This is a genomic window from Coleofasciculus sp. H7-2, from assembly GCF_042747725.1.
Classification (GTDB): Bacteria; Cyanobacteriota; Cyanobacteriia; order Cyanobacteriales; family FACHB-T130; genus FACHB-T130.
The window spans coordinates 1-24268 of the sequence record NZ_JBHZGO010000116.1 but is presented as its reverse complement, the minus strand read 5'-3'; the positions used below and the strand labels follow the sequence as shown (position 1 = coordinate 24268).

The 24268-nt window shown below is 46.3% G+C and carries 24 protein-coding genes and 2 pseudogenes; 15 read left to right on the top strand and 11 right to left on the bottom strand.

Features of this window, described 5'->3' with window-relative positions; translation table 11 throughout:
* The first annotated feature begins 115 nt into the window (after positions 1-115).
* Positions 116-1334 (top strand): annotated as a pseudogene (locus ACFW2W_RS27615) (RNA-guided endonuclease InsQ/TnpB family protein).
* Here ACFW2W_RS27615 and ACFW2W_RS27610 read toward each other — a convergent pair.
* A complete protein-coding gene (locus ACFW2W_RS27610) occupies positions 1314-2378 on the bottom strand; it encodes an ABC transporter permease (protein WP_378185350.1) in 1065 nt (354 codons plus the stop codon). The pseudogene ACFW2W_RS27615 and the gene ACFW2W_RS27610 sit on opposite strands and share 21 nt — an antisense overlap.
* Positions 2379-2636: 258 nt before the next feature.
* Here ACFW2W_RS27610 and ACFW2W_RS27605 point away from each other — a divergent pair.
* Positions 2637-2825, top strand: a pseudogene (locus ACFW2W_RS27605) (acetyl-CoA C-acyltransferase); the annotation flags it as partial.
* A 59-nt stretch (positions 2826-2884) separates the two neighbouring features.
* Here ACFW2W_RS27605 and ACFW2W_RS27600 read toward each other — a convergent pair.
* The 3 genes from ACFW2W_RS27600 to ACFW2W_RS27590 all read right to left on the bottom strand — a co-directional run bounded on the left by ACFW2W_RS27600 (position 2885) and on the right by ACFW2W_RS27590 (position 7704).
* The gene (locus ACFW2W_RS27600; RefSeq protein WP_378185348.1) at positions 2885-4015 is read right to left on the bottom strand and encodes a CO2 hydration protein; all 1131 of its coding nucleotides are present in this window, start codon (positions 4013-4015) and stop codon (positions 2885-2887) included.
* Positions 4016-4224: 209 nt separating this feature from the next.
* A complete protein-coding gene (locus ACFW2W_RS27595; protein WP_378185346.1) occupies positions 4225-5739 on the bottom strand; it encodes an NADH-quinone oxidoreductase subunit M in 1515 nt (504 codons plus the stop codon).
* A gap of 93 nt (positions 5740-5832) precedes the next feature.
* Positions 5833-7704, bottom strand: a complete 1872-nt coding sequence (locus tag ACFW2W_RS27590; RefSeq protein WP_378185344.1) for an NAD(P)H-quinone oxidoreductase subunit F — start codon at positions 7702-7704, stop codon at positions 5833-5835.
* A gap of 676 nt (positions 7705-8380) precedes the next feature.
* On the opposite strand from ACFW2W_RS27590, the gene ACFW2W_RS27585 reads away from it, so the two are divergent.
* From ACFW2W_RS27585 to ACFW2W_RS27550, 8 genes are all read left to right on the top strand, one after another.
* Positions 8381-8689, top strand: coding sequence for a carbon dioxide-concentrating mechanism protein CcmK (locus ACFW2W_RS27585; protein ID WP_378185342.1), 309 nt, complete (start codon positions 8381-8383; stop codon positions 8687-8689).
* 133 nt (positions 8690-8822) lie between these two features.
* Positions 8823-9164 (top strand): carbon dioxide-concentrating mechanism protein CcmK, encoded by a 342-nt coding sequence (locus ACFW2W_RS27580; protein WP_190412142.1) that lies wholly within the window; start codon positions 8823-8825, stop codon positions 9162-9164.
* 89 nt (positions 9165-9253) lie between these two features.
* Positions 9254-9556 carry a EutN/CcmL family microcompartment protein gene (locus ACFW2W_RS27575; RefSeq protein WP_378185341.1) on the top strand — a complete coding sequence of 101 codons (303 nt, stop codon included), beginning with the start codon at positions 9254-9256 and terminating at the stop codon, positions 9554-9556.
* Between the two features lie 31 nt (positions 9557-9587).
* On the top strand, positions 9588-11597 hold the full coding sequence (locus tag ACFW2W_RS27570) for a ribulose bisphosphate carboxylase small subunit (RefSeq protein WP_378185339.1): 2010 nt from the start codon (positions 9588-9590) through the stop codon (positions 11595-11597).
* 63 nt (positions 11598-11660) lie between these two features.
* Positions 11661-12392 (top strand): hypothetical protein, encoded by a 732-nt coding sequence (locus ACFW2W_RS27565; protein ID WP_378185337.1) that lies wholly within the window; start codon positions 11661-11663, stop codon positions 12390-12392.
* A 102-nt stretch (positions 12393-12494) separates the two neighbouring features.
* Entirely contained in the window at positions 12495-13259 is a 765-nt protein-coding gene (locus ACFW2W_RS27560; RefSeq protein WP_378185335.1) for a BMC domain-containing protein, read from the top strand.
* Between the two features lie 290 nt (positions 13260-13549).
* Complete coding sequence (locus ACFW2W_RS27555; RefSeq protein ID WP_378185333.1) at positions 13550-14473, top strand: LysR substrate-binding domain-containing protein; 924 nt, start codon at positions 13550-13552, stop codon at positions 14471-14473.
* A gap of 151 nt (positions 14474-14624) precedes the next feature.
* Positions 14625-15869, top strand: a complete 1245-nt coding sequence (locus tag ACFW2W_RS27550; protein ID WP_378185331.1) for a leucine-rich repeat domain-containing protein — start codon at positions 14625-14627, stop codon at positions 15867-15869.
* A 46-nt stretch (positions 15870-15915) separates the two neighbouring features.
* On the opposite strand, the gene ACFW2W_RS27545 is transcribed toward ACFW2W_RS27550, so the two are convergent.
* Positions 15916-17448 carry a mercuric reductase gene (locus tag ACFW2W_RS27545; RefSeq protein WP_378185329.1) on the bottom strand — a complete coding sequence of 511 codons (1533 nt, stop codon included), beginning with the start codon at positions 17446-17448 and terminating at the stop codon, positions 15916-15918.
* On the bottom strand, positions 17448-18194 hold the full coding sequence (locus tag ACFW2W_RS27540) for a TVP38/TMEM64 family protein (protein ID WP_378185327.1): 747 nt from the start codon (positions 18192-18194) through the stop codon (positions 17448-17450). The genes ACFW2W_RS27545 and ACFW2W_RS27540 overlap by 1 nt, the downstream gene beginning before the upstream one ends.
* A 446-nt stretch (positions 18195-18640) precedes the next feature.
* On the opposite strand from ACFW2W_RS27540, the gene ACFW2W_RS27535 reads away from it, so the two are divergent.
* From ACFW2W_RS27535 to ACFW2W_RS27525, 3 genes are all read left to right on the top strand, one after another.
* Positions 18641-18862 carry a hypothetical protein gene (locus ACFW2W_RS27535; RefSeq protein WP_378185325.1) on the top strand — a complete coding sequence of 74 codons (222 nt, stop codon included), beginning with the start codon at positions 18641-18643 and terminating at the stop codon, positions 18860-18862.
* Positions 18863-18976: 114 nt separating this feature from the next.
* Entirely contained in the window at positions 18977-19678 is a 702-nt protein-coding gene (locus ACFW2W_RS27530; protein WP_378185323.1) for a class I SAM-dependent methyltransferase, read from the top strand.
* Between the two features lie 69 nt (positions 19679-19747).
* Positions 19748-19909 (top strand): hypothetical protein, encoded by a 162-nt coding sequence (locus tag ACFW2W_RS27525; RefSeq protein ID WP_378185321.1) that lies wholly within the window; start codon positions 19748-19750, stop codon positions 19907-19909.
* Here the strand turns inward: ACFW2W_RS27525 and ACFW2W_RS27520 are convergent.
* The 3 genes from ACFW2W_RS27520 to ACFW2W_RS27510 all read right to left on the bottom strand — a co-directional run bounded on the left by ACFW2W_RS27520 (position 19896) and on the right by ACFW2W_RS27510 (position 21043).
* Entirely contained in the window at positions 19896-20171 is a 276-nt protein-coding gene (locus ACFW2W_RS27520; RefSeq protein ID WP_378185319.1) for a hypothetical protein, read from the bottom strand. The two genes, ACFW2W_RS27525 and ACFW2W_RS27520, sit on opposite strands and share 14 nt — an antisense overlap.
* Positions 20172-20180: 9 nt before the next feature.
* Positions 20181-20588, bottom strand: coding sequence for a helix-turn-helix domain-containing protein (locus ACFW2W_RS27515; protein WP_378185317.1), 408 nt, complete (start codon positions 20586-20588; stop codon positions 20181-20183).
* A 257-nt stretch (positions 20589-20845) separates the two neighbouring features.
* Positions 20846-21043, bottom strand: coding sequence for a hypothetical protein (locus ACFW2W_RS27510; protein ID WP_378185315.1), 198 nt, complete (start codon positions 21041-21043; stop codon positions 20846-20848).
* Positions 21044-21055: 12 nt separating this feature from the next.
* Between ACFW2W_RS27510 and ACFW2W_RS27505 the strand changes: the two genes are divergently transcribed.
* Positions 21056-21415: a hypothetical protein gene (locus ACFW2W_RS27505; RefSeq protein WP_378185313.1), complete on the top strand. Its 360-nt coding sequence runs from the start codon at positions 21056-21058 to the stop codon at positions 21413-21415.
* 106 nt (positions 21416-21521) lie between these two features.
* Here the strand turns inward: ACFW2W_RS27505 and ACFW2W_RS27500 are convergent, their stop codons facing one another.
* Positions 21522-22013: an ureidoglycolate lyase gene (locus ACFW2W_RS27500; RefSeq protein ID WP_378185311.1), complete on the bottom strand. Its 492-nt coding sequence runs from the start codon at positions 22011-22013 to the stop codon at positions 21522-21524.
* Positions 22014-22191: 178 nt separating this feature from the next.
* A complete protein-coding gene (locus ACFW2W_RS27495; protein ID WP_378185309.1) occupies positions 22192-22590 on the bottom strand; it encodes a DoxX family protein in 399 nt (132 codons plus the stop codon).
* Positions 22591-22780: 190 nt separating this feature from the next.
* Between ACFW2W_RS27495 and ACFW2W_RS27490 the strand changes: the two genes are divergently transcribed.
* The gene (locus ACFW2W_RS27490) at positions 22781-23848 is read left to right on the top strand and encodes a BMP family protein (protein WP_378185308.1); all 1068 of its coding nucleotides are present in this window, start codon (positions 22781-22783) and stop codon (positions 23846-23848) included.
* Positions 23849-24268: the final 420 nt, after the last annotated feature.

The window sequence follows — 24268 nt, the reverse complement described above, 5'->3', positions numbered from 1 at the left end:
CCCACTAGGTGCAAGGGGAGGGGAGTAATTTTCCCTCTTCCCTACGAGGGAAGGGGGTTAGGTTTTTATGTCCTATACACGATATCATATAAATAGGTCGAAAAAGGAAAATAAAATGTTAGTCCTGGAATACAAAGTTAAAGGTAAAAAACATCAATATATGGCTATCGACGATGCTATCCGTACTACTCAATTTGTTCGCAACAAAGCGATTAGATATTGGATGGATGCGCCAAGAGAAGCGAAGATTGATAAATTTGCCCTTAACAAGTACAGTACAGAATTACGTAAAGAATTTCCCTTTGTTGCTCAACTAAACTCAATGGCTGTACAGTCAGCCGCAGAACGCGGGTGGTTTGCTATATCTCGCTTTTACGATAATTGCAAGTCTAAAAAGTCTGGGAAGAAAGGATATCCCAGATTCCAAAAAGATTGTCGTAGCGCTGAATATAAAACTTCGGTTTGGAAGCTTCATCGAACTAAAAGACGCATCACTTTTACTGACAAAAAAGGTGTTGGCGAAGTAAAGCTTTTGGGCAAATGGGATATCCAATCTTACAATCTCAAAGATATCAAACGAGTCAGATTAATTCGTCGTGCAGACGGATATTACGCTCAATTCTGCATTGGGATTAATGTAGTAGATATCCAACCTAAAACAGGCGCTGAAATCGGATTAGATGTCGGAATTGAAAGTTTCTATTCTGACAGCAACGGGCATCATGAACCCAACCCCAAGTTTTTGAGAAAGGCTGAGAAAGCTATTAAACATTCTCAAAGAAGCATTTACAAAAAGGTAAAAAGTTCGTCGGGTAGACGCAGAGCAAGAAAAGTCTACGCCAAAAAACACCTGAAAGTAAGTAGGCAACGTATAGAACATGCTAAGAAAATAGCACGTTGCGTAGTCAAGTCTAACGACTTAGTAGCCTATGAAGATTTGCGTGTTTCTAATATGGTCAAATATGGTCAAAAACCATTGTTTAGCAAAATCAATTAGTGATGCTAGCTGGTATTTGTTTCGACAATGGTTGGAATATTTCGCTGTTAAGTTTGACAAAATAGCTATTGCTGTACCGCCTCATTACACATCCCAAAAGTGTAGTAGCTGTGGCGTAATCGTCAAAAAGTCTCTATCAACCCGTACCCATAAATGTGTTTGTGGATGTGAGTTGCATAGAGATGTAAATGCAGCGTTAAATATTCTAAAACTTGCAAGACTTGCTAGGGATGGGCAATCCCGAAGTAACGCTAAGGGACTAGTGACCTCTACGCTAATTGGTGAAAACCTGTTAGAGCAAGTAATTAGGAAGAACTTAGAATCCCCGTGCTTTTAAGCCGGGGAGTGTCAACTTAATTTGACGTTCAACTGCAAAACTAATTGCAATGAACAAAACAGTTAAACCCTGGATGGCGTAAACTACGGTGAAGGGGACGTTGGCGCTGCGTTGCATGACGTTGGCGCCGCTGCGGAGGATACCGAAAAAGAGGGAAGTGAGGACGATACCGGCGAGATTACCACGACTGAGGAGGGCGATCGCGATCGCATCAAATCCATATCCCGGTGAAAAGCGGTCGAATAGTCGATATTTCAGCCCCATAACTTCACCAGCACCCGCCAGTCCTGCTAATCCTCCAGCTAACGCCATTACAGCGATAATGGTACGTTCTACTGACATCCCCGCATAACGGGCGGCTGTGGGATTTTGTCCTACGGCTTCGATTTGGTATCCTAAAGGCGATCGCGTCAGCAACACCCACAATATTCCTGTAGCGAATAATCCGATAAAAATCCCTGCATGAGCTTGAGTTTGGGGCAAAATAATCGGTAATCGGGCAGATTCTGCAATTAGCGCTGAATAGGCACTCGGCGCACCCGGTTCCTTCATCGGATTACTCACCAGATATCCCACAAAGTTCAGCGCCACATAATTAAGTAGCAGCGTGGTAATCACTTCATTCACACCCCGCACCGCTTTCAGATAACCCGGAATCCATCCCCAAATTGCCCCTAGTAAAAATCCCCCCAGCAGCGCCAGCGGTAGGTGAATTAATGGGGATAATCCTTGCAGATACAACCCCACCAAGGCGCTACCGAGTCCCCCCATATAAATTTGCCCTTCTGCGCCAATATTGAACAAACCCGCCTTCAAAGGCACCAGCACCCCCAAACTGGCTAACAGCAAGGGTGCGGTTTTGGCGATTGTATTGGCAAAGCCGTAGTAGTCGGCGAGAGATTCTTTAAATAGAATGCCGTAGGCGGTGATGGGGTTCACCTTTGCCAGCAAGATAAGAACAGCGCCGACGATGAGGGCGGATGCGATCGCTACCAGCGGCGATAAAATTGGCAGCAGTACAGGTTGAATCCGATTTGTTGTCATAACTGTGGGACTTCGCCAAGACTCCCACAGACTGAAGTCTGGGGCTATACAAACTCAGCCTGCTCCCGTCAGGCTGAGAATAATTTCAGGACTTACGCAAATATCACCACATAGTAAGGGCAACCACGGGGGGATTGAACCGACAAGAACGCTATATGTATAAGCTTTGCGTAAGTCCTGATTTTTGTATTTTAGACCGCGCTGGCGGTCTTTGTTTGTGTAGCTACGACTTCAGTCGTCAGGCAACAGTTTAACTTAGCAGCGATCGCTACCGAACAAGACTGGTTCAAGCAGGAGATCGCACCAATAAAAATCGAGGGCAAAAAAGGATTGCAACTCGTGGACAAAGATGAGGGAATTCGCCCCGAAACCACCTTGCAGAGTCTTGCCAAGCTAAAGCCTGCTTTTAGGGAAGAGGGGGTCACTGCTAGCAACAGCAGTCAGATAAGGGCATGAAACTGCCATGCCCTTACTTCTCAAATCAATGTTAACCAGTAATGGACTCTTTAACTATTCACATCATTTAAGCGCGAGCTGATAAACCGATCCATCCACTTCGCTAAATAAGCTTGATTCGCTGACTGCTCAGATGGATCGGTGGTGTCAATGGGGTAGGGTGCCAGTCCCAAAATTGCGGCAGTCGTAACGCAAAACATCGACTTTTGGAAACTGATGCAAATTTGCACCCGCAAATCATCTTCTCCTCGACGGCTGCGACGGTAAAACTCGTGCAGATAGTCTGGGATAAAATGACGCATATCTTGCATCAGCTGCGTCGGTGGAATTCCAGCACCGCCAATCGGCAACGGATCGGCATAGAGAGCGCCATATTCAAATCTACTTTGATCTGGAGAAATTTGCTGAGCCTGGGCATTATAGGAAACCGTTCCTAGAAAAGGCGTCCCTCTAAAGAAAATCGTTTCCACATAGGGTACAGCGACATCGGGCAAAAAGGTTAACCCGGCTGATTTGGGAATGATGTCATAAACTTTTTCTTGAATTTCTACTGAGTAAGTAATCGGCAAAGCAGCCGCTGCGACCAAACCTGCCAGGATATGTTCTACCACATCAGGGATTGATTTGATTTCTCCCCGGTCATAGCAGTCAGATAAAGTGAGAAACATTTCGCTCATCACCTGCCAGAATTGACCTAGAGCGCTGTAATAAACTTGCTGACGGACTTGTTCGAGCAAAAACTCTGGAAACAGGTTGTGCAGTCCTCTAATGGGCAAGTTTGTTTTAATTTTGGCTTCGATTGCGGTTCTCGCGTGCTGGTAAAACTCCGGCGAATCTAGGTAAGCATCCAAACTACCGCCGCCGTGCCAGAACATCACCTTCATCACGTACTCGGCGTACTCATAATTAATCCGGTCGTGCCACCAATGGCGCAGCAACTTCTTTAAAGTAATCTCGCCATTGAAGTACTTAAAGAAGGGAAACAGCACTAAGAATTGACGATCGGCAATGTAGAGGAGATTTTTATAATAAGCATCCAGCACGATTCCATAGCTTTTGAGAATGCCGACGACTTCTACTAAGTTTTCTGGCGTATCAGCAAGTAAAGCTTCTCCAGATTGCAGCCGGTTAATATACGCTGCTAGAGGGTGAGTTGAACGTTTTAAAGCGGTGCTTGGCATGAGAGTTATTCGTAACCGTAAAATGTGTATGAAAAAAGTAAAAGAGGAAATATTTTCACAACTGCCCAGTGGTTGAACTCTCCCCCGACCCCTTCCCTTGCTCTTAAGGGGTGTAGTTTTCTCCTTAAGAGTAAAAAACATTTATTCTGCTTCCTTCTCCTTTTAGAAGATCGTTAGGGAGAGATAAGAAGAAAGTTGGGTGTGTAGGTCTAAGGTTCGGTTTTGATATCCACCGATTTAGCGACAGGAGAAACTTCCGCGACCATACTCGACCTGTCGAGCATTGCTGTCATCGTGGATTCACTCCAACGCACCATCCAGTTAGGCTGTATTCCCAGGATGACAATCAGGACAGCTAAAAGCATCGCCGGGTAGCGATCGCTCCACTGCACAGGTGGCAGATTTACAGCTTTTTCAGACAGTCGTCCGAAAAAGACGCGGTTCACCAAAAGCAAAAAGTAAACGGCGGTTAAGCCTGTCCCTACCATACACAGGAGGGTTTGAGTCGGATACACGGGGAAACTGCCCCGGAACACCAAAAATTCCGCAATAAAACCTACCATGCCGGGAATACCGGAACTTGCCATTACCCCTACTATCATCAAGCTACCAATCAGGGGCAAGCCGCGTTCTGGGTTGAGCAAACCCTTGAGAGCGTCTATATCGCGGGTGCCTGTCTTGTTGTAAACGACGCCTACCAGCAGAAACAACAGCGATGAAATTAAGCCGTGAGAGATCATTTGGAAGACGGCTCCCATCAGACTCAGAGGGGTGGCGGCAGCTGCTGCCAACAGGATGTAACTCATGTGAGCAATGGAGCTATAAGCCACCATTTTTTTCATATCTTTTTGAGCGATCGCATTGAATGCACCATACAACACGCTCACTACCGCCCAAGTCGCCAACCAAGGTGCCACAACCGCCCACGCTTCGGGAAACAAACCCAACCCAAACCGCAGTAACCCATAGGTTCCTAACTTCAATAACACACCAGCCAACAGGACTGAAACTGGCGTTGAGGCTTCTACGTGAGCATCCGGCAACCAAGTGTGGAAGGGAACTAAAGGAATTTTGATGCCAAAACCCACCAAAATTCCTGCCAACAACAGAAATTGTGTCCCCAATGGTAGGGACAGGGCATACAATTTTTCAAATTCAAATGTAGAGGCACCGCTGAGCAAAACTAACCCAAAGAAAGATGCCAAAATTAGAATTCCAGAAATTGCCGTATAAATGAGAAACTTGGTGGCTGCGTAGCCTCGCCGTTGACCTCCCCAGATAGCAATCAACAGATACAGTGGAATCAGTTCCACCTCATAAAACAGGAAAAATAACAGCAAATCCTGTGCTAAAAAGGCACCAGAAACAGCGCCATTCAACACTAAAATTAGAGCGTAATAGAACCGAGGTCGCCCAATAGATTCATTTGTGCTGTAAAGCGCTATTCCTGTTAAAAGACTATTTAAAACCAGCAAAGGCAAAGACAAGCCATCCACACCGAGATGATAGGTCAATCCTAAAACATCAATCCAAGGGAGGAACTCCGAAAACTGTAACAGTCCCTCTGTATATTGAAACTGAGTCACTAGGACAATAGACCAAATAAAGACACCAGCAATAACTGCCAAAGCCACTTTCCGGGAGACTTGGGGGTTCATAGTTCCGGGCAAAAACCCGATTATCGCAGCGCCTAATACCGGCAACCAAATCAAAGCACTGAGCATACTAAGGAACTGGTAATTTGTAATTTGTAATTTGTAGTTGGTAGTAAGGGTAAGAGGTAATGGATAATTGGTGATTCCATTACCTCTTACCGCTTACCAATTACCGAAGGACAACTCGGAACTCAAAACACTTAAAATTGGCCAGAGCATGAGAATGCTTAAAACGCTTAACCCCAGGAGGATAGTTAGTAAATAAAACTGGGACTGCCCGGTAGCGTTGTACTTCAAGCTTTGCCCGCTAAAAATTGTGGCAATGCCAACCAAGTTAACGAATCCATCTACCACATAGCGGTCAATCCATGCATTTAATCGGGAAAGTCGGTCAACTGCAAAAACGACACTTACGCGGTAAAGTCGGTCAATGTAAAAGTCATAAGCAAACAAGTCTTGCAGGAATCTAAAGGGAATCCCAACGGGTCTAGACCAAGTTCTGGGTAGATAAATAACGCTTCCTAGACCCGTGCCGATTAAGCCGGAGATAACCAGTAGCAGCAACGCTTGTTTGTTGAGGTATTCCCAATCAGGCAGCAATGTCAACCGCTGCATCATCACAGGGACTAGCAGTGTTACTACGATCAAAGACACCATTGGCACAGCCATAGGCCAAGGTACCTCTGGTGCCCTGCGAGTTTTTGCCTGGGGTTCGCCCAAGAAAACCAGACGAAACACGCGAGTTAAATTTACGGCGGTCAGGCAGTTAACTAAGAGCAAGACTACCACTAGCCAGGGTTGGTTTGTCAAAAAGTCATCAATCCCCAAGCGCATCGCCCAAAAGCCTCCCAAGGGCAGTAGTCCGACTAATCCAGCACTACCGACCAAAAAGGAGATGGTGGTAGCTGGCATCCGCGACCAGAGACCACCCATTTCGGTAAGGTTTTGGTTGTTGGTGGTGATGATGACGGAACCGATACTCATGAACAATAACGCTTTGGCGATCGCATGAGCAAACAGCAACATCAGGGCGAAACCCGTCCATTGCAACCCGACGGCGATAAATACTAAGCCCAAGTAAGCGCTGGTGGAATGGGATAAAGCTCGTTTAATATCAATTTGAGCGATCGCTACCAACGAAGCACCAATCGCCGTCATTGTGCCAATCGCCACCAAGGTAGCCGAAGCCACCGGCGAAAGTATTAAGATTGGCTGAAGTTTAATCAGCACATAAGCACCGCAAGCCACCACGACAGAGTTTCGCAAGATTGAAGCGGGGTTAGGCCCTTCCATCGCCTCATCTAGCCAAAGATGCAGCGGGAATTGGGCACATTTTCCCACAGGTCCCGCAATCAATGCCAATCCTAACAACGTGGATGTTACTGGCGATAAGGTAGCCGTTTCCGCCCACTCATATAAATCGGGAAAATCTAAGGTTCCTGCTAAAGTCGCTAGCGCTACCACCCCCATCAACAGCAAGATGTCTCCCACTCGCTTGGTTAAGAAGGCATCTCGCGCTGCTGTCACCACTAGGGGCTGAGCATACCAGAACCCTACCAGTAAATAAGTGGAAAGGGTCAGCACTTCCAACAGGGCATAGGTGAGAAACAAAGAGTCACTAATTGCTAAGCCACTCATCGCCCCTTCAAAAAATCCCATCAGGGCAAAGAAGCGAGCTAATGCCCAGTCTTTTTCCATGTATCCCAAGGCAAACAGTTGAGCTAAAAGGCTTAAACCCGTCACTAGCTCCATTGCCCCAACACTCACGGCTGAGATATCCAAAGCAAATGTCAGGTCTAAATCTGCGACTTGCAGCCAGTGGAATACAAGCTTCTGAGGCTCTTGATTCCAGGTACTTCTGAAGACAATCGTGCCGTGTACAAACGCCAAGATAGTCATCAACACGTTAAAGTAAGCCGCTGGTCGCGGGCCTGTCCGACGAATAAATCCAGTTGACCACGGCAGGGTAAGAATTGCCCCCATTAATCCATAGAAAGGCACCCACCAACTTGTCTGGGTGAGAAACTCTGTCATATTAGGAAAGCCCTTGCTATTTCAACATCAATCAACTTGCTCACCAAGAGGCACCCGGAAGCGGTTCTCGCGGCAACCTATGGCGGTCTTGTAAACGTCTGATTAATATGTTTATTTTTTTTTCAGTATGACGTTTTTTTGCTGTAAATTAACACTTAGGAACTCCAAAAATTATTTATACTCATCTCAATCCCTCCTTCTAGCTGTTAAAAACATCGGTATGTTTACCTACTATACCTATGTTTATAAAGCAAATTTGAAAAACTTATACCTTAAAAAGCTTGGGCTTGTTGGTGTCTAGGTTTGACACGGACTTCAGCCCTGGAAAATATTTCAATTTTTCTTGAAACTCCCCCAGAGTAAGGTTTACAGGCGATATCCTGTAAAGTATTCAAAAGTAATAAAGAAATTATAAAACATAAGTAAGCATTCCAGAAACGGATGAGCTTTTATTGAGGAGATACGCCATTTTAATAACGACCGTTAAGTTTTCTTAAACTCTTTAATATAAAAATATCATAATAGTTTATATTGTCAAGTAAGCCTCGCTTCTCTATGCTTAATGATGCGAGGCTAAGCGATAGTTCTTGATCTGAAAGAATGGGTATCCTCGTCAAAATTTTACGGGAAGTACAAATTAAGGCGAGTAGAGGTCACTCTAGGTAGGAGATAATAGATGCCAATTGCGGTTGGAATGATTGAAACCAAAGGCTTTCCAGCGATTGTAGAAGCTGCGGATGCGATGGTTAAAGCGGCTCGCGTTACACTGGTAGGCTATGAAAAAATTGGCAGTGCCAGGGTAACGGTAATTGTTCGGGGGGATGTCTCTGAGGTGCAGGCGTCAGTGTCCGCTGGAGTGGATGCAGCCAAGCGTGTGAATGGCGGAGAAGTTCTGTCCACCCACATCATTGCGCGTCCTCATGAGAACCTTGAGTATGTGCTACCGATTCGTTACACGGAACTCGTCGAACAGTTCCGTACTTAAGTAGGGTCAAGACGCCAGCATCGCTCTTGTGGCGGTGTTGTTTGCCTTATATTAGGTCGCGTCTCAACTCGAAACTCTCACACATACCAAGCTTTCAAGTCAAAACACTTAAATTTAGCGAAGGAAGAAAGGCATGGCAATTGCAGTTGGAATGATTGAAACACTAGGCTTTCCTGCCGTTGTGGAAGCTGCTGATGCGATGGTCAAAGCTGCCCGCGTCACGTTAGTGGGTTATGAAAAAATCGGCAGCGGTCGCGTCACCGTGATCGTGCGGGGAGATGTCTCGGAAGTGCAAGCTTCTGTATCGGCGGGGGTTGATTCCGTGAAGCGAGTGAATGGCGGTCAAGTATTGTCCACTCACATTATTGCGCGTCCCCACGAGAACCTGGAGTACGTTCTGCCCATTCGTTACACCGAAGCTGTTGAACAATTCCGGGAAAGTGTCAGTGGCATTCGTCCTTTCAACAGACCGTAAGATTAGGTCACGGGTAAGGGGTAATGGGTCATCGGTAATCGGAAAAGACCTTCCCAATTACCTTTTTCCCTTTTTCCCAATTACCGAAAATGCAAATTGCTAAGGTTCGTGGCACGGTTGTTAGTACCCACAAAGAGCCTAGTCTTCGAGGCGTCAAGCTACTGCTGTTGCAATTCATCGATGAAGAGGGACAGCTCCTACCACAATACGAGGTAGCTGGCGATCAGGTAGGCGCTGGTTTTGATGAGTGGGTTCTGGTAAGCCGTGGGAGTGCTGCCCGGATTGTAGATGGCAGCGAAAAGCGTCCTCTTGATGCGATGGTGGTGGCGATTATTGACACGGTCAGTGTAGAAAATCGCCTCCTGTACAGCAAGAAAGAACAATATCGTTAGTTACTTTGTTCAGTTAGTGAGGTTTAGAGATATGGCAGCCCGCAACTTTGCGGCTCCCCCGACCCCTTGGTCAAAAAGTTTGGCGGAACCGAAAATTGATGCCAGCGCTTACGTGCATTCTTTTTCCAACATTATTGGAGATGTGCGGATTGGGTCTAATGTGTTAGTGGCACCAGGAACTTCGATCCGGGCTGATGAAGGAGCGCCATTTTACATCGGCGAAGGCACGAATATCCAAGATGGTGTGGTAATTCACGGTTTGGAACAAGGTCGAGTCGTTGGGGATGACAATCAGGAATACTCGGTGTGGGTAGGGAAGAATGCTTCCTTAACCCATCTGGCTTTGATTCACGGCCCAGCTTATGTCGGGGAGAATTGCTTTATTGGCTTCCGCTCTACGGTATTTAACGCTAGGGTGGGGAAAGGCTGCATTGTGATGATGCACGCCTTGATTCAGGATGTAGAGATTCCTCCAGGAAAGTACGTACCTTCGGGAGCGGTGATTACCAATCAGCAGCAAGCTGACCGCCTATCGGATGTGCAAACACAAGATACCGAGTTTAGCCGCCATGTAGTTGGGATTAATGAGGCGCTAAGAGCTGGCTATTTGTGTGCTGGAGATGTTGCGTGTATTACACCAATTCGGGATGAGTTGAATCCACCTAACCAAGCCAACAGCGATCGCCGTCCTGCTGCATCAGTATCGACGAGTGCCACTTCCAGCGGCGACTTGGCTCAACAAGTACAAAGCCTGCTGAATCAAGGCTACAAGATTAGTACCGAATATGCGAACGAACGCCGCTTCCGCACCAGTTCCTGGACGAGTGGGACAGCAATCGAAGCTCGGTCGGCGTCGGAAGCGATCGCTGCTTTGGAAGCGACACTTGCCGAACACCCAGGGGAATACGTGCGCTTAATTGGCATAGATTCTAAAGCTAAGCGGCGGGTTCTAGAGCAAATTATCCAACGTCCCAACCAGAAGGCACCCACACAAGCCAAAGCAACTAAAACTGCTAACACTAAATCTAATAACGGTAGCGCCCAATCACCGGCTCAGACAGCCAGCTCACAGATGAGCGGCGACTTGGCACAACAAGTGCAAAGCTTGCTGAATCAAGGCTACAAGATTAGTACCGAATATGCGAACGAACGCCGCTTCCGCACCAGTTCCTGGACGAGTGGGACAGCAATCGAAGCTCGGTCGGCGTCGCAAGCGATCGCAGCTTTAGAAGCGATCGTCGCCGAACACCCAGGGGAATACGTGCGCCTAATTGGCATTGACTCCAAAGCAAAACGGCGGGTGCTAGAGCAAATTATCCAACGTCCCAACGGGCAGGCACCCACACAAGCCAAAGCAACTAAAACTGCTAACACTAAATCTAATAACGGTAGCACCCAATCACCGGCGAACACAGCTAGCTTCCAGGGTGGGGACTTGGCACAACAAGTGCAAAGCCTGCTGAATCAAGGCTACAAGATTAGTACCGAATATGCGAACGAACGCCGCTTCCGCACCAGTTCCTGGACGAGTGGGACAGCAATCGAAGCTCGGTCGGCGTCGCAAGCGATCGCAGCTTTAGAAGCGATCGTAGCCGAACACCCAGGGGAATACGTGCGCTTGATTGGCATCGACTCCAAAGCCAAACGGCGGGTGCTAGAGCAAATTATCCAACGTCCCGACGGCGCACCCACTCCCAAGAGTGCCAAAACTGCCCCAGCGAATAGTTACACCAGCGCCCCGCAAATTGAGAATAGTTCTCTGTTAAATTCAGAGGCGGTTGAGCAGGTGCGAAATATATTGGCTCAAGGCTACAAGATTGGCACGGAACACGCCGATGAGCGCCACTTCCGCACCAGTTCTTGGCACACTTGCTCTCCGATTGAAACCAATCGGGAAGCAGAAGCGATCGCTGCCTTGGAAGCTTGCATGACTAGCCACGTCGGGGAGTACGTGCGCTTCTTTGGAATTGACCCCAAAGCCAAGCGTCGCGTCAACCAACCGTTGCTGATTCAACAGCCAGCTAAGAGCGGTAGCCGCTAAAGCAAGGATGAAGAATGTGAAGGATGAAGGATGAAATTTTTCATTCTTGATCCTTCCGCAAGGATGAAGGATCAAGAAAAATTAAATTCTTGCTCCTTCAGCCAAAAGTTATTTCGCCACTCCTTACTTTCTAGCCCCATGCACTTGCCGCTACTGCCGCCACTTAGCAACTCTCAAGTTTATGTGAAAGGGGATGTAAGCATTGATGACAGTGCTGCGATCGCTCCGGGAGCGATCCTGCAAGCAGCTCCAGACAGTAAAATTATCATTGCTGCGGGTGTCTGCATCGGCATGGGAACCATTCTTCATGCCCACCAAGGCACCATAGAAGTGGAAACAGGGGCAATATTGGGAGCTGGCGTCCTCGTCGTCGGCAAAGGCAAGATTGGTGCTAATGCCTGCATCGGTGCCACGACGACGATTTTGAACAGTAACGTGGAGTCTTGGCAAATCGTGCCACCGGGTTCTCTGTTAGGAGATAACACTCGTCAAATTGCCGACACCCCAACTGCGGACACACCAACTGCCGCTTCCAGTGAGGCTGTCTCAGATCCGCCAGCGAACCAAGAGGACTTCCCCGCAGCATCGACTGGCGAGGAAACTCAAAATGGGCAAGCGATCGCTTCTACTCTCTCCACATCAAGCAGCGAAGACACCCCTAAGGAGCTAACGCCGCCATCTCCAGCTGCTGGTACTCCAGTCTATGGACAAGCAAACCTCAATCGGCTGCTGACGACTTTGTTTCCTCACTATAAATCCGCCAACCACCCCCCCAAAGACACTCAAAGTTCATAGTTTTGACTTTTGGCAGTTATCAGCACTAACAATTATCAACTAATCTGTGACTGTGGGCATACTAAAGTTAGGCGCAACAGTAGTTTCTCTCGGAGGTCATAGGTGGAGGTACAACAGCCAGGATTGGCTCGATTTGAGAGGCAAAGTCAATCCAAAAGCTTTAAAGACACTGCTTTGGGTATGGTTTCGACTCAGAGTTTCCCCGCCATCGTCGGCTGTGCCGATATGATGCTGAAGTCCGCTGGGGTAACGCTCATTGGGTTTGAGAAAATTGGTAGTGGTTACTGTACCGCTATTGTCCGAGGTGGCATTGCCGATGTCCGTTTAGCCGTCGAAGCGGGTGCCCAGACTGCCGAACAGTTTGGTCAGTATATTTCCTCCTCGGTGATTCCTCGCCCCCTGCCAAATTTGGAAGTGATTTTTCCGCTTGGCAAACACTTATCCCAACTTATCGATAGCAACGGTTACAGCCGTCTAAGCAATCAAGCTGTTGGTCTATTGGAAACGCGGGGATTTCCGGCTATGGTTGGAGCCTGTGACGCCATGCTCAAGGCAGCAGAAGTGTATCTGTCTTCCTACGAAACGATTGGCGGTGGTTTATGTACCGCGATTATTCGGGGTTCCGTGGCAGATGTCGCAGTGGCTGTCGAAGCGGGTATGCAAGAAGCCGAGAGGATTGGTGAATTTAATTCTTTAATGGTAATTCCTCGACCGTTGGACGATCTGGAGCAATGCCTGCCTGCTGCGGCTTGTTGGATAGAGGAGAAACCCCAACCCCTGAAGTTGCCAGTCTCCATCAAGGAACAGGAAAAACAGCTGGTAGAATTGCCAGATTTAGCTGAGTTACCGATTCAGGTTACAGAATAATTTAAATCTTAAATTGTGAATGTAGAACTGAGGCTAAGAATTACTTTCATAAGGAAAGCGTTGCACATTTATGACTGTGATGTTAGAGGGAAATCAGCCTGTAAAACCACAGGATGAAAATGAATGATAACTTCCCTAACCAAGCATCAAGTAAATGTACAACGCCTTTAGGAAGGAAGACTGTTACTTTGTTCAGTGATTCAATCATAACCTTGAATCTTCATGGATAAAAGGTATTGTTTGCGATAGTTACAATAGAGTTTTATCTATAACTGGCAGGAGAAGAGCGTTTGAAGCAGGCAACGCTGCACCAGTTGAAGGTTTTTGAGGTGGTTGCTCGCCACGGGAGCTTTACCCGTGCGGCAGAAGAACTGTTTCTTACCCAGCCTACCGTCTCCATACAGGTGAAGCAACTCACCAAAGCAGTCGGTTCGCCGCTGTTTGAGCAAGTGGGCAAGCGCCTTTATCTTACAGATGCCGGACGCGAACTGATGGTAACGTGCCGGGAAATCTTCGATCGATTAGCCCAATTTGAGATGACTCTGGCTGAAATGAAAGGGCTGAAACAGGGACGGTTGCGGCTGAGTGTGATTACTACCACTAAGTATTTTGTCCCGCGTTTATTAGGGCCATTTTGCCAGCGTTATCCGGGAATTGATATCGCCCTCCAGGTGACGAATCACGAACGGATCTTGAGCCGCATGAGCGAGAATCTGGACGATTTGTATATTCTTAGCCAAATACCGGATCATCTGGATGTCTGCTGCCACCCGTTTCTAGAAAACCCCTTGGTGGTGTTGGCACCTGTCAATCATCCACTGGCTCAGCAAAAAAATATCCCACTCTCTCGTCTTGCGGGTGAGCCGTTTATTATGCGCGAGGCTGGGTCGGGAACGCGCTCATCGGTGCAACAATTATTCGAGCGGCATGAGGTTTCTGTGAAAGTCAGGTTGGAGTTGGGGAGTAATGAAGCGATCAAGCAAGCGATCGCAGGTGGCTTAGGGATCTCTGTCTTATCTCGCCACACGCTAGGGTTGGATGGTGTCAGCAGCGAACTCACTATCCTTGATGTGGAGGGTTTTCCCATCAGCCGTCATTGGTATATCGCTTATCCGGCTGGCAAACAACTCTCCGTTGTCGCTCGCACATTTTTTGATTATCTCTTGGAAGAAGCGAAGCGAATTGCGGGTGAGACACCGGCAAGTAGCAATTAGGTTTTTCTGGGAAGCGTTTGCCGTGGAGACTTAGCTGGAATTGAGCCGGGGATAGGTGTATAGAGACACGAAATGCTGAAGTATTCGCCCAGCTTCAGCGGTAGGCGACCCAATTGAGCCTACCCAACTTGCTTAGGTAAAGGATGAAACGATGTCGCTGATGGAAGAAGTTCGACAGAAAATTCTAAATTCCCTAGATGAAACAGAACTCTGTGTGAGATACAAACAGCTCCCATCTCTGCCATCAGAGATAGGGCAACTGCATTCCTTGACAAAACTCGATCTGAGGTACAACCAGCTCCCATCGCTGCCGCCAGAAATCGGACAACTGCATTCTTTGGAATATCTCTATCTAAACAACAACAGTCTTGCATCGCTGCCGCCAGAAATCGAGCAACTGCATTCTTTGAAATCTCTCGCTCTGCACGACAACCAGCTCCCATCGCTGCCGCCAGAAATCGGACAACTGCATTCTTTGGAATATCTCTATCTAAACAACAACAGTCTTGCATCGCTGCCGCCAGAAATCGGGCAACTGCATTCTTTGAAATCTCTCGCTCTGCACGACAACCAGCTCACATCCTTGCCGCCAGAAATCGGGCAACTGTATTCCTTAGGCAGTCTTTATCTAAGCGGCAACTGTCTCACATCGCTGCCACCAGAAATCGGGCACCTGCATTCCTTAACAAATCTCTATGTAGGTAACAACCGTATTGCATCGCTACCGCCAGAAATTGGGCAACTGCATTCTTTGCAATTTCTCGCTCTGGATGGCAACCAGCTTGCATCCCTGCCAACAGAGATTGGGCAACTGCATTCTTTGAAATTGCTCGCTCTGGATGGCAACCAGCTTGCATCCCTACCAGCAGAAATCGGGCAACTGCATTCTTTGACTCATCTCGATTTGAGGGGCAACCAGCTCGCATCTGTGCCTCCAGAAATCGGACAACTGCATTCTTTGGAATATCTCTTTCTAAACGGCAATTCTATTCAAGATTTATCGGTATTAGCTAATCATTCCAATCTAGAACTGAGGGTTTCTGCTTTTAATGCTGACCTTCCTCGGCGCTATTGGACGCACCTGAACCAGTGGCAAGCCGAATGGCTGTTGACAGAATCCAATGCGGAAGTCCGGCGAGTGTTGATTCAGCAGATTGGTTGCGATCGCATTTGTCACAAGTTGGCAACGCAAGCTATCGATACCTGGCGCGAATACACCCTGCTCAAAATTGATGCAGATATTGATGTCGAACCCATCCATCTGCTGAAAATGACCTGTCCCAGCACCGGACACCTTCACGTGCTGCGCGTTCCACCCACCCTCACCTCTGCCAGAGAGGCGATTCGCTGGGTAAACTGGGACGTTGATCCAGAAGCGTTTGCTGTCGAAACCTAAATCGACTCCTATATTGGAAATTTGCACTTGAACGTGAAATTAACAGCTATCTCGTCCAAGCCAACCAATTAGAAAATAACTTCTTCACAAATGGCGTTAAACGAGTGCGGTTATAAGCATCTGCTGCTTTGCGAATCGCTTCAGCTTGCGTGGGATAGGGGTGAATAACCGTGGCTAGAGTTTTCAAGCCAACATTTCCTACCATCGCCAAGGTGACTTCGCTAATCATGTCACCTGCGTGTCTCGCCACAATCGTTGCACCTAAAATTTTATCGGTGCCTTTCTTGACGTGAATTTTTGCAAATCCTTCTTCTTCGCCGTCAGCAACTGCTCGATCCACTTCACTAAAGGGAATAAAATAAGTATCCAACTCAATTCCTCTACTTAGAGCGTCTTTCTCGTACATCCCCACATGGGCAATTTCTGGATTGGTGTAAGTACCCCAAGGCATGAAGAGCGAAGTGAGTTTTTTCCGTCCAAAAAACAAACTATTTTGAATCACAATCCGGGCAGCAGCGTCAGCAGCATGGGTGAATTTCCATTCCATACAGATATCACCAGCGGCATAAATCCGGGGGTTTGTTGTTTGCAGATGATCGTTGACAATCACCCCTTTTTTGGGATCGTACTGCACGCCAACCGCCTCAAGATTTAAGCCTTCAACGTTAGGAGCGCGTCCGGCTCCAGCTAAAATTTCATCGACTGTTACTGAATTTTCTTTTCCATTGGATTCGTAATAAATAACTTTACCTTCACTGGTTCGCTCAACCCGTTTAATTTTGGATTGCAATACTAACTTAATGCCTTCCCGAATAAAAGCTTTCTGCACAATTTCAGCTGCGTCAGCATCCTCTTTGTCAAGAATATGAGCATTTTTATGCAGCAACACCACTTCTGAACCGAGCAACTGAAATGTCTGCGCCAATTCGCAACCGATAGGGCCACCACCAATTACTGCCAGTCGTTTTGGTCGTTCCGTAAGAGAAAATACTGTTTCATTGGTGAGATAACCTGCCTCTTGTAACCCTTCAATTCCGGGATTCACAGCTCGCGCACCCGTAGCGATGACTGCTTTTTTAAAACGTAATTTTTTGCCCCCAACTTCGATAGTGTCAGAACTAGAAAACCGAGCCTCTCCCAAAAATACATCGATGCCCAAATTTTGAAATCTTTCAGCAGAATCGTGATGACTAATCCCGGCACGAATTCGCCGCATCCGCTCCATTACGGCAGGAAAATCAACTTCTGTACCTTCAGGAACGCGAACACCAAATCGCGCTGCATCCCGAATATCTGCAACAACACGAGAAGAGCGAATCATGCATTTCGAGGGAACGCAACCCACATTAAGACAATCTCCACCCATCAAATGCTTTTCAATTAACGCTACTTTAGCGCCTAAACCGGCTGCACCTGCGGCTGTCACCAGTCCCGCAGTACCCGCGCCAATTACAACCAAATTGTAATTCGGCGCAGGTTCAGGATTAACCCAATCGGGTGGATGTACGTGAGCAACCAAAGTTTGGTTATAGACATCCATTGGCGACACAGTCACCCGATCAACTCCTGGCTGTGGCATTACGATTCCTCCTGATTAACGCTTTCTTCTAATGCTTTTCGAGCGATGCGCGTAACATAAATCGTCACGGCAACGGTGGCAATAAATCCGACTACACGAATTACCCATTGGGCTATTTCAGTTTCGGAATTTTTGGGCTGATTTGCTGCTCCAATTGTGGCAATACTACCAGCTAAGGAACCGATGTAAACGTACATGACCGTTCCTGGAATCATGCCGATAGAGGCTAAAAAATAATCTTTCAGAGAAACTTGTGTGATTCCAAAAGAATAGTTTAAAAGGTTGAAGGGAAACACAGGTGAAAGTCGAGTCAAGAGAACAATTTTGAGTCCTTCTTTGGCAACGGCTTGGTCGATGGCTTTAAATTTGGGATTGTTTTCTATTTGCTTGGAAACCCAGCCGCGAGCCAAATAGCGTCCCACTAGGAACGCAGCAGTGGCTCCTAAAGTGGCTCCGATGAAGACGTAAAATGAACCTAAAATCACGCCAAAAACCACACCCGCACCCAAGGTGAGGATGGAGCCAGGGATGAAGAGTACGGTGGCTAGGATGTAGATGACAATAAAAGTCACGGGTGCCCAAAATCCCAGACTGTCAATCCACGCCAAGGCGTTCTTCAACAGTTCCTGGACATTGAAATATTTTGCTGCAAAGATGAGGGCAGCGATAAGAGCAGCAATTAGAAAAAAACCAAGAATCCGTTTTATTTTTGAATTGGAGGGGCTTTGTACTGGTTCATTCTCCATAATCTACCTCACTGACACAGATATGGGAGCTGACACTTAAAGACTAAGCTAATTTTCACAGTAAAAATTGGGTAACAAATGATTTTTAGCTGAGAATTGATAACAATTTTATTAAAAAAACGTTAGATTTTTCTAAAAAGAAGCTTAAGATGTCATGCAAAAAAGTATTTCTTCAGAAAGATGCGAAAAAGGTGGAACTAAACAAAAGCTAGAATGAGTGGGTGGGTAAGGGGGCTGTAAAATACTAGCTTCACCCAGATGCGATCGCTCGCGTCAGCGATTTAGTTATACCATTTCCATTTTGATGTGCTACATCAAGCTCCTCCTAACCCTCCAAGAGGATAAAGGAAGACCAGATGTGTAGCATCAGCACTTTGAATTGGGATTAGCTGTGCGTAAAAAATCTAAGATGTAAAATAAATATAGTAATCCGGAGACATGAGGACATGGATGAGGAAATCATTAAACAGCTGAATATGGAAGTTGAAGCGATGAGCTACAACGAGTTAAATGAACTTGGCAATAGAGCAGTCAGTTTAGGGCTGATTTTGGGTCACGGTTATCGAAGTAACCAGTATGAAATTCTTCGCAAAAATGAGGTGGTTATGCTAGCACCCAAAGAAGCAGCCGCTTATCTGAAAAAATTGATTGAAGAAGTCGGCGGCTAAATGCTAATAGGTAATGGGAGTAAAATGGGAAATGGGGAAAATGCATCTACCACTTACTAACTGTTACCAATTGACCCCAATTAGCAATTATCAGTTGTTTATAAATTTGCAGGCATGACAAATCAGCAAGTGTTTATTTTTGAGGGAGAACGCGCCGAAAATTATGATAAATACATTCCTTTCTGGGTGCCTGGATATGAGCTGATGCACGATCTGTTACAGGCGATTCTGCGAGTGCGCCTCCCGGAAGAGTCCTCACTTTTAATTGCTGGTGCTGGTTCGGGTAAAGAACTTGAGACTCTGGGAAAAGCAAATTCTTCATGGAAGTTGTTGGGCGTAGACCCGTCTGCGGATATGATGAGCATTGCTAGCGATCGCATTCAGAAAGCCGGACTCCAGAAGCGCGTCAGCCTGCATCAAGGCATTGTGTCTGACTTACCTGAAAATATTTTGTATGACGCCGCCACGTTGATTCTAGTCATGCATTTTTTTCCAGATGACGGAACCAAGCTGGCGATGCTTCGCAGTATCGCTCAACGGCTCAAGCCAGGTGCTACTTTTCTGCTGGTGGATTCATACGGGGAATCGAATTCGGCTCAAGTTGAACGAATGCTTGAAACCTTAAAGAATTACGTTCTCCAAAAAGGTGTTCCTCCAGAGCAGGTACAGCAGAGACTGGAAAATATTCCCAAAAATATCCATTTGGTGCCGGAAGAGCGAATCGTGGCGCTGCTTGAAGACGCTGGTTTTGGGATGGTGGAACGCTTTTATAGTGCCTTGCTGGTTGGGGGTTGGGTTGCAAAGCGTAGGGGATAACACACTGGTTTCGGGCAACCTTTACCTAAAAATGAATAAAATTGATTCGGAACCGATAGGAGTCATGCTATGCCGACTGTGTATTTAAAAGGTGGAGAAACTGTACAGGTCAGCCTGGAAAACTTAGAAGACTATCTGTATGAAAATAGCGATCGCATCGAACCTCGCCGCAAGAAACTGCGTAGACCCCCAGTAGATAATAGCGCTAGAGCCTCCATTAGCAATAAATGATCGCAGTTACATTAGGCAAGTCTTCCGCTTCAAACTCTCCATTAGCGAGTTGCTCTCTGGTTTGGGCAAAGTAGACATCACAGCCTGTGAAAATTCTGTATTCCGTCATCGGATCGTCATTCGGTGACGAGATATACTCTTGTTCGGCTCCCAACTCGGCGTAAACATAAAGACCGCGCTTACCTCTAATTTCACCGTAGACGCAACCATTAGCACACGCCGCCTCAAATTCTTTGCGTGTAGCTCTTATTCTCAGTGCCATTCTCTGTTTTTATATAAGATTCAACAATTCGTCCTCTTGCAATTCTTCTGCTTTGCGAATCTTCTCCAGTTCGCTTGGGTGTTTCCATTTGCTGCCTTCGTTCAATCTGTAGACATTAGTACGCCCCTTTTCGTTTTTTTCCTTCCGCAGAATTCCTGCCTGACAAAGAGTTTTCAGGGCTTGCAAAACTGTGCGCTGGCTTATCCCACAAACTTCTGCCATCTGTGCTTGACTGGCATAACAACCTTCTGCCTTGGACTCCCTACGTGCTACGTGAGCTAGTACCCGAAACTCATAGATATTCAAGCCATATTCATCCAACTCTCTACGAACAAGAATTGTTCCTTTGTCGTCTGGGGGAGGTCTCCAATTTTTGGGAGACTTGGGATGCTTCTGGCGACGGGGCTTTTGTGACATAGCTATCTGATAACTCACCAGTAGACTGAGATGATTGGCTGTTTTTGTAAAGTTTTGTATCCTTTTTTTTGACTTGCGCCAGATCCTTTAGCACTCAGCAGCTTGCAAGGGATTCCTTTATACTGGAATCCCTTAAAAAGGCTTTTTTAAACTATTAAGTTTCCTTTGTACGCATCTGACGACATTAATAGTACGCATCATACAACATAATCAATACGCATCTGTATACATAGCTAATTACGCATCACACAACATAATCAATACGCATCTGGACACATAGCTAAGTACGCATCGTACAACTTATTAGAGCTGCTAGACACTTTACTGGGTAAGGGATACAGTAAAAATACGAACTGATTCACTTCTAGGGTTGCAGTCATGGAGCCAATGCTGTTTTGGGCAAAGAAAAACTCCCGACTCCAACCATAGAGGGGAGCCGGGAAGCAGTAATTCATTACATGACCATTATGACCTCAAATCGTGAAACTCTGGAAACGCTGCGTGTAGCGAAAGAATTTGCTGATACGTATGGCGTAGAACGCCTGGATTATCTGATGAAATTTGCTGAGATTGCTCAAAATCATCCGAAAAGTCAACAATCTCCTGCAAATGCTAACGCTGACCAAATTTTGCAGGCGGTGGAAGCTGTCGGAATAGAACTTAGTCCTTGGCTAGAGGATTTCATTATAAGTTCCAGGGTTGAAGTGGTTTGGAATGCGATCGCAGTGCTGAAGGCATATCGTCAGCGAGGAATGCTAGTGCGGAACCCCGAAGGGCTACTGGTTGAGGCTATCCGAAATCGATGGAAGCCTGATCTAGGCGCATAAAAACTATCCTCCATTCATCTCATCCATCTACTCCGAATGGCATTGACTATCGGGGATTGAGGCAAACGACTATTCAGGTTAATTGCCTGGGTAGTCGCTGGTTTGCCTAGACAATCTCAAACTCTAGCTTATGACTTTCTAAAAAGTTGTGAGTGAAATGATCGGCTACATTTGTATTGCTGAGTTCAAGATTGTAGAAATCTATAAATTCATGCTCAAAATATGGCCCAGCGTGCCAAGTGCCTACTTCTAACTTGATAAAGCAATTCCCTGGAATGCGGAAAGCTGTAATGTCTTCTAATTTTGGTTGATCGCTATTATTCGGAGGCGCAACCGCAATTAACCAGTCTTTTCCTTCTAAAGAACCTAAACATTGAGTGCATTGGACGTGGCGCGTGATTTTGTGAAACTTGCGACCTTTGTGATGCAGCCGCATAATGTAAAATCGGGGAATTCCATTTTGTAGGTTTAACTGCGCTTCTTCAGAATCATAAAGTTTGCCGTCAATACTTGCAGAGATTACTTGACCATAACGCCGAAAATTTTCTGGTGTTATCAATTCTGCGTGTAATTGTTGCACTGTTTTTGATGTATTCATATCAAACTTGTTTGTATTTTTATCATTTTAGCGGTCATTTTCATCTGGAAAAACCTAAGGAAGCATCCCAAAGCAAATTACCCACAGACTTCCAGTCTGTGGCTATTGCATTCCAAGTCAGAAAAGCGCGGACTCAATTCAGCCTGCGGAGGCAGGCTTTGTTTGTGTAGCCGCGATTTCAATCGCCAGGTATTTTGCTTGGTCTTGTATACCACCAAGCCCAAGCAATTAAGACTGCTTGGAAGGGAAGTCTTACCGCTTGGAACCAAGGTGAATTTGGTATAGGATCGAGGTTGATGTTATTCACTGCCATGTTGATGTTGGCAGGGAAAACAAAGATGAAAAGAGTAAGCAGTCCCCAAGCAGCCGCATGACTCACCGGGGGAACTAATAATCCAATCCCACCCAGAATTTCAAAAAAGCCGCTAATATAAACCAGTTCCAGAGGATAGGGAAGTTGCAAAGGCACGAGTTTGACAAATGGCGTTGGGATGGCAAAGTGCGCTATGCCGACGCCGATGATACACACGGCGAGAATCACTCGCAACAGTTCCTTGTTCTTTTTGATGTATTCCATCTCACCCTATACAGACTAACTATTAGAATCTGCTGACAAATTTTGTCTGCTTCTTCAGTTTATTCAGTCTGATGTTACTTTGTTTTCAGTCAACAGTCGGAAAAATAGACTGGCGTCAGCGTAGCAACGCTATACTCGAATCGCTCAAAATAAGTAACTACATTAATACTATCTATCTGAGGGCGATCGCATGGCGGAAAACTATAGTCGGCGCAAATTTCTCTTGTACGGTTCAGCTGCCTTGGGTACAAGCCTGTTGCTGAAGGCTTGCAATGACAACCCTACCCCAACACAAACAGCAGCTAGCGGGGATACTTCTGCCAAAACGGGTAAGGATTTCAAAGTTGCCATCGTTTTGCCAGGGATTATTACAGATAAAGCTTGGAACCAGGCTGGCTATGAAGGCGTGACAATTGCTAAGGAAAAGCTGGGAGTCGAAATTGCTCAGGTTGAGAAGGTGGAACAAGCGGATCAGGCAGAAGCTTTGTCCGACTTTGCGCGTCGTGGCTACAACTTAGTGTATGCTCACGGGGGACAATTTGATGCAGCAATTGGGCAGGTGGCAGCGCAATTTCCCAAGACGTTTTTTGTCGGCGTCAATGGTACGGTGAAAGGTGACAATATGGCGTCTTTGCGAATCGATCATTTGCAAACCAGTTATCTGTGCGGCATCATTGGTGCTTTGATGACAAAATCAAATAAAATGGCTTATCTAGCGGCTCAATCTTTTCAAGCAACTGATGAAGAATTGCGTGGATTAGAGTTAGGCGCAAAGTCTGTTAAGCCGGATATTAAAATAGCTGCAAGTTACACAGGTGATTGGAATGATGCGGCTAAGGCAAAGGAAGCGACGCAAGCGTTGATTTCTTCTGGCGTAGATGTGGTTTATCAGTGGCTGGATAATGCTGCTCCTGCGGTGCTGCAAACCGCCGCTGAGAAGGGAGTTTTTGCTTTCGGCAATACAACAGATCAGCTAGATGTTGCGCCAAAGGCGGTATTAACCAGTGCGGTGAAGCGAATTGACTTAGCGATCGCATACTTAGCCGATCTCGCTGTGAAGGGTAATCTCAAAGGTGAGATTTATACAATTGGGTTGGAAAATCCTGAGATTCTGTATCTTGGTAAATTTGGGGCGATGGTGCCAAAAAATGTAGAGGAAAAAGCACTCCAGATGAAGGATGCAATATTAGCTAAAAAAGTCATGTTTGAGGCGTGTAAGCAGGGGGGGAAAGATACTCGTTGTGTGAAGCAAGCTTAATTTTGTTTAGTTTCTTCGCTTATCACCTGCCGGGGAATCAATTTCCCGGCTAATAGCAGAAGTCCTCTTAAGAGGACTAGCAAGAAACATTTAGTGAACTTAAGCCGGGGAATCAATTCCCGGCTAATAGCAGAAGTCCTCTCAAGAGGACTAGCAAGAAACATTTAGTCCACTTGAATGGACTTGAGCTATTAGCCGTGAACTTAAGCCGGGGAATCAATTCCCCGGCTAATAGCAGAAGTCCTCTTAAGAGGACTAGCAAGAAACATTTAGTCCACTTGAGTGGACTTGAGCTAAGCTGTTATGCATTTAAATAGGGTATAATGGAAAGCTTAATTAAGTCAAATGAGTGCAGAAATGCCAGCGAAGAATCATCTCAATGCAGAGCAACTAAAGAAACTACACTCAGCCTTAAAAAAG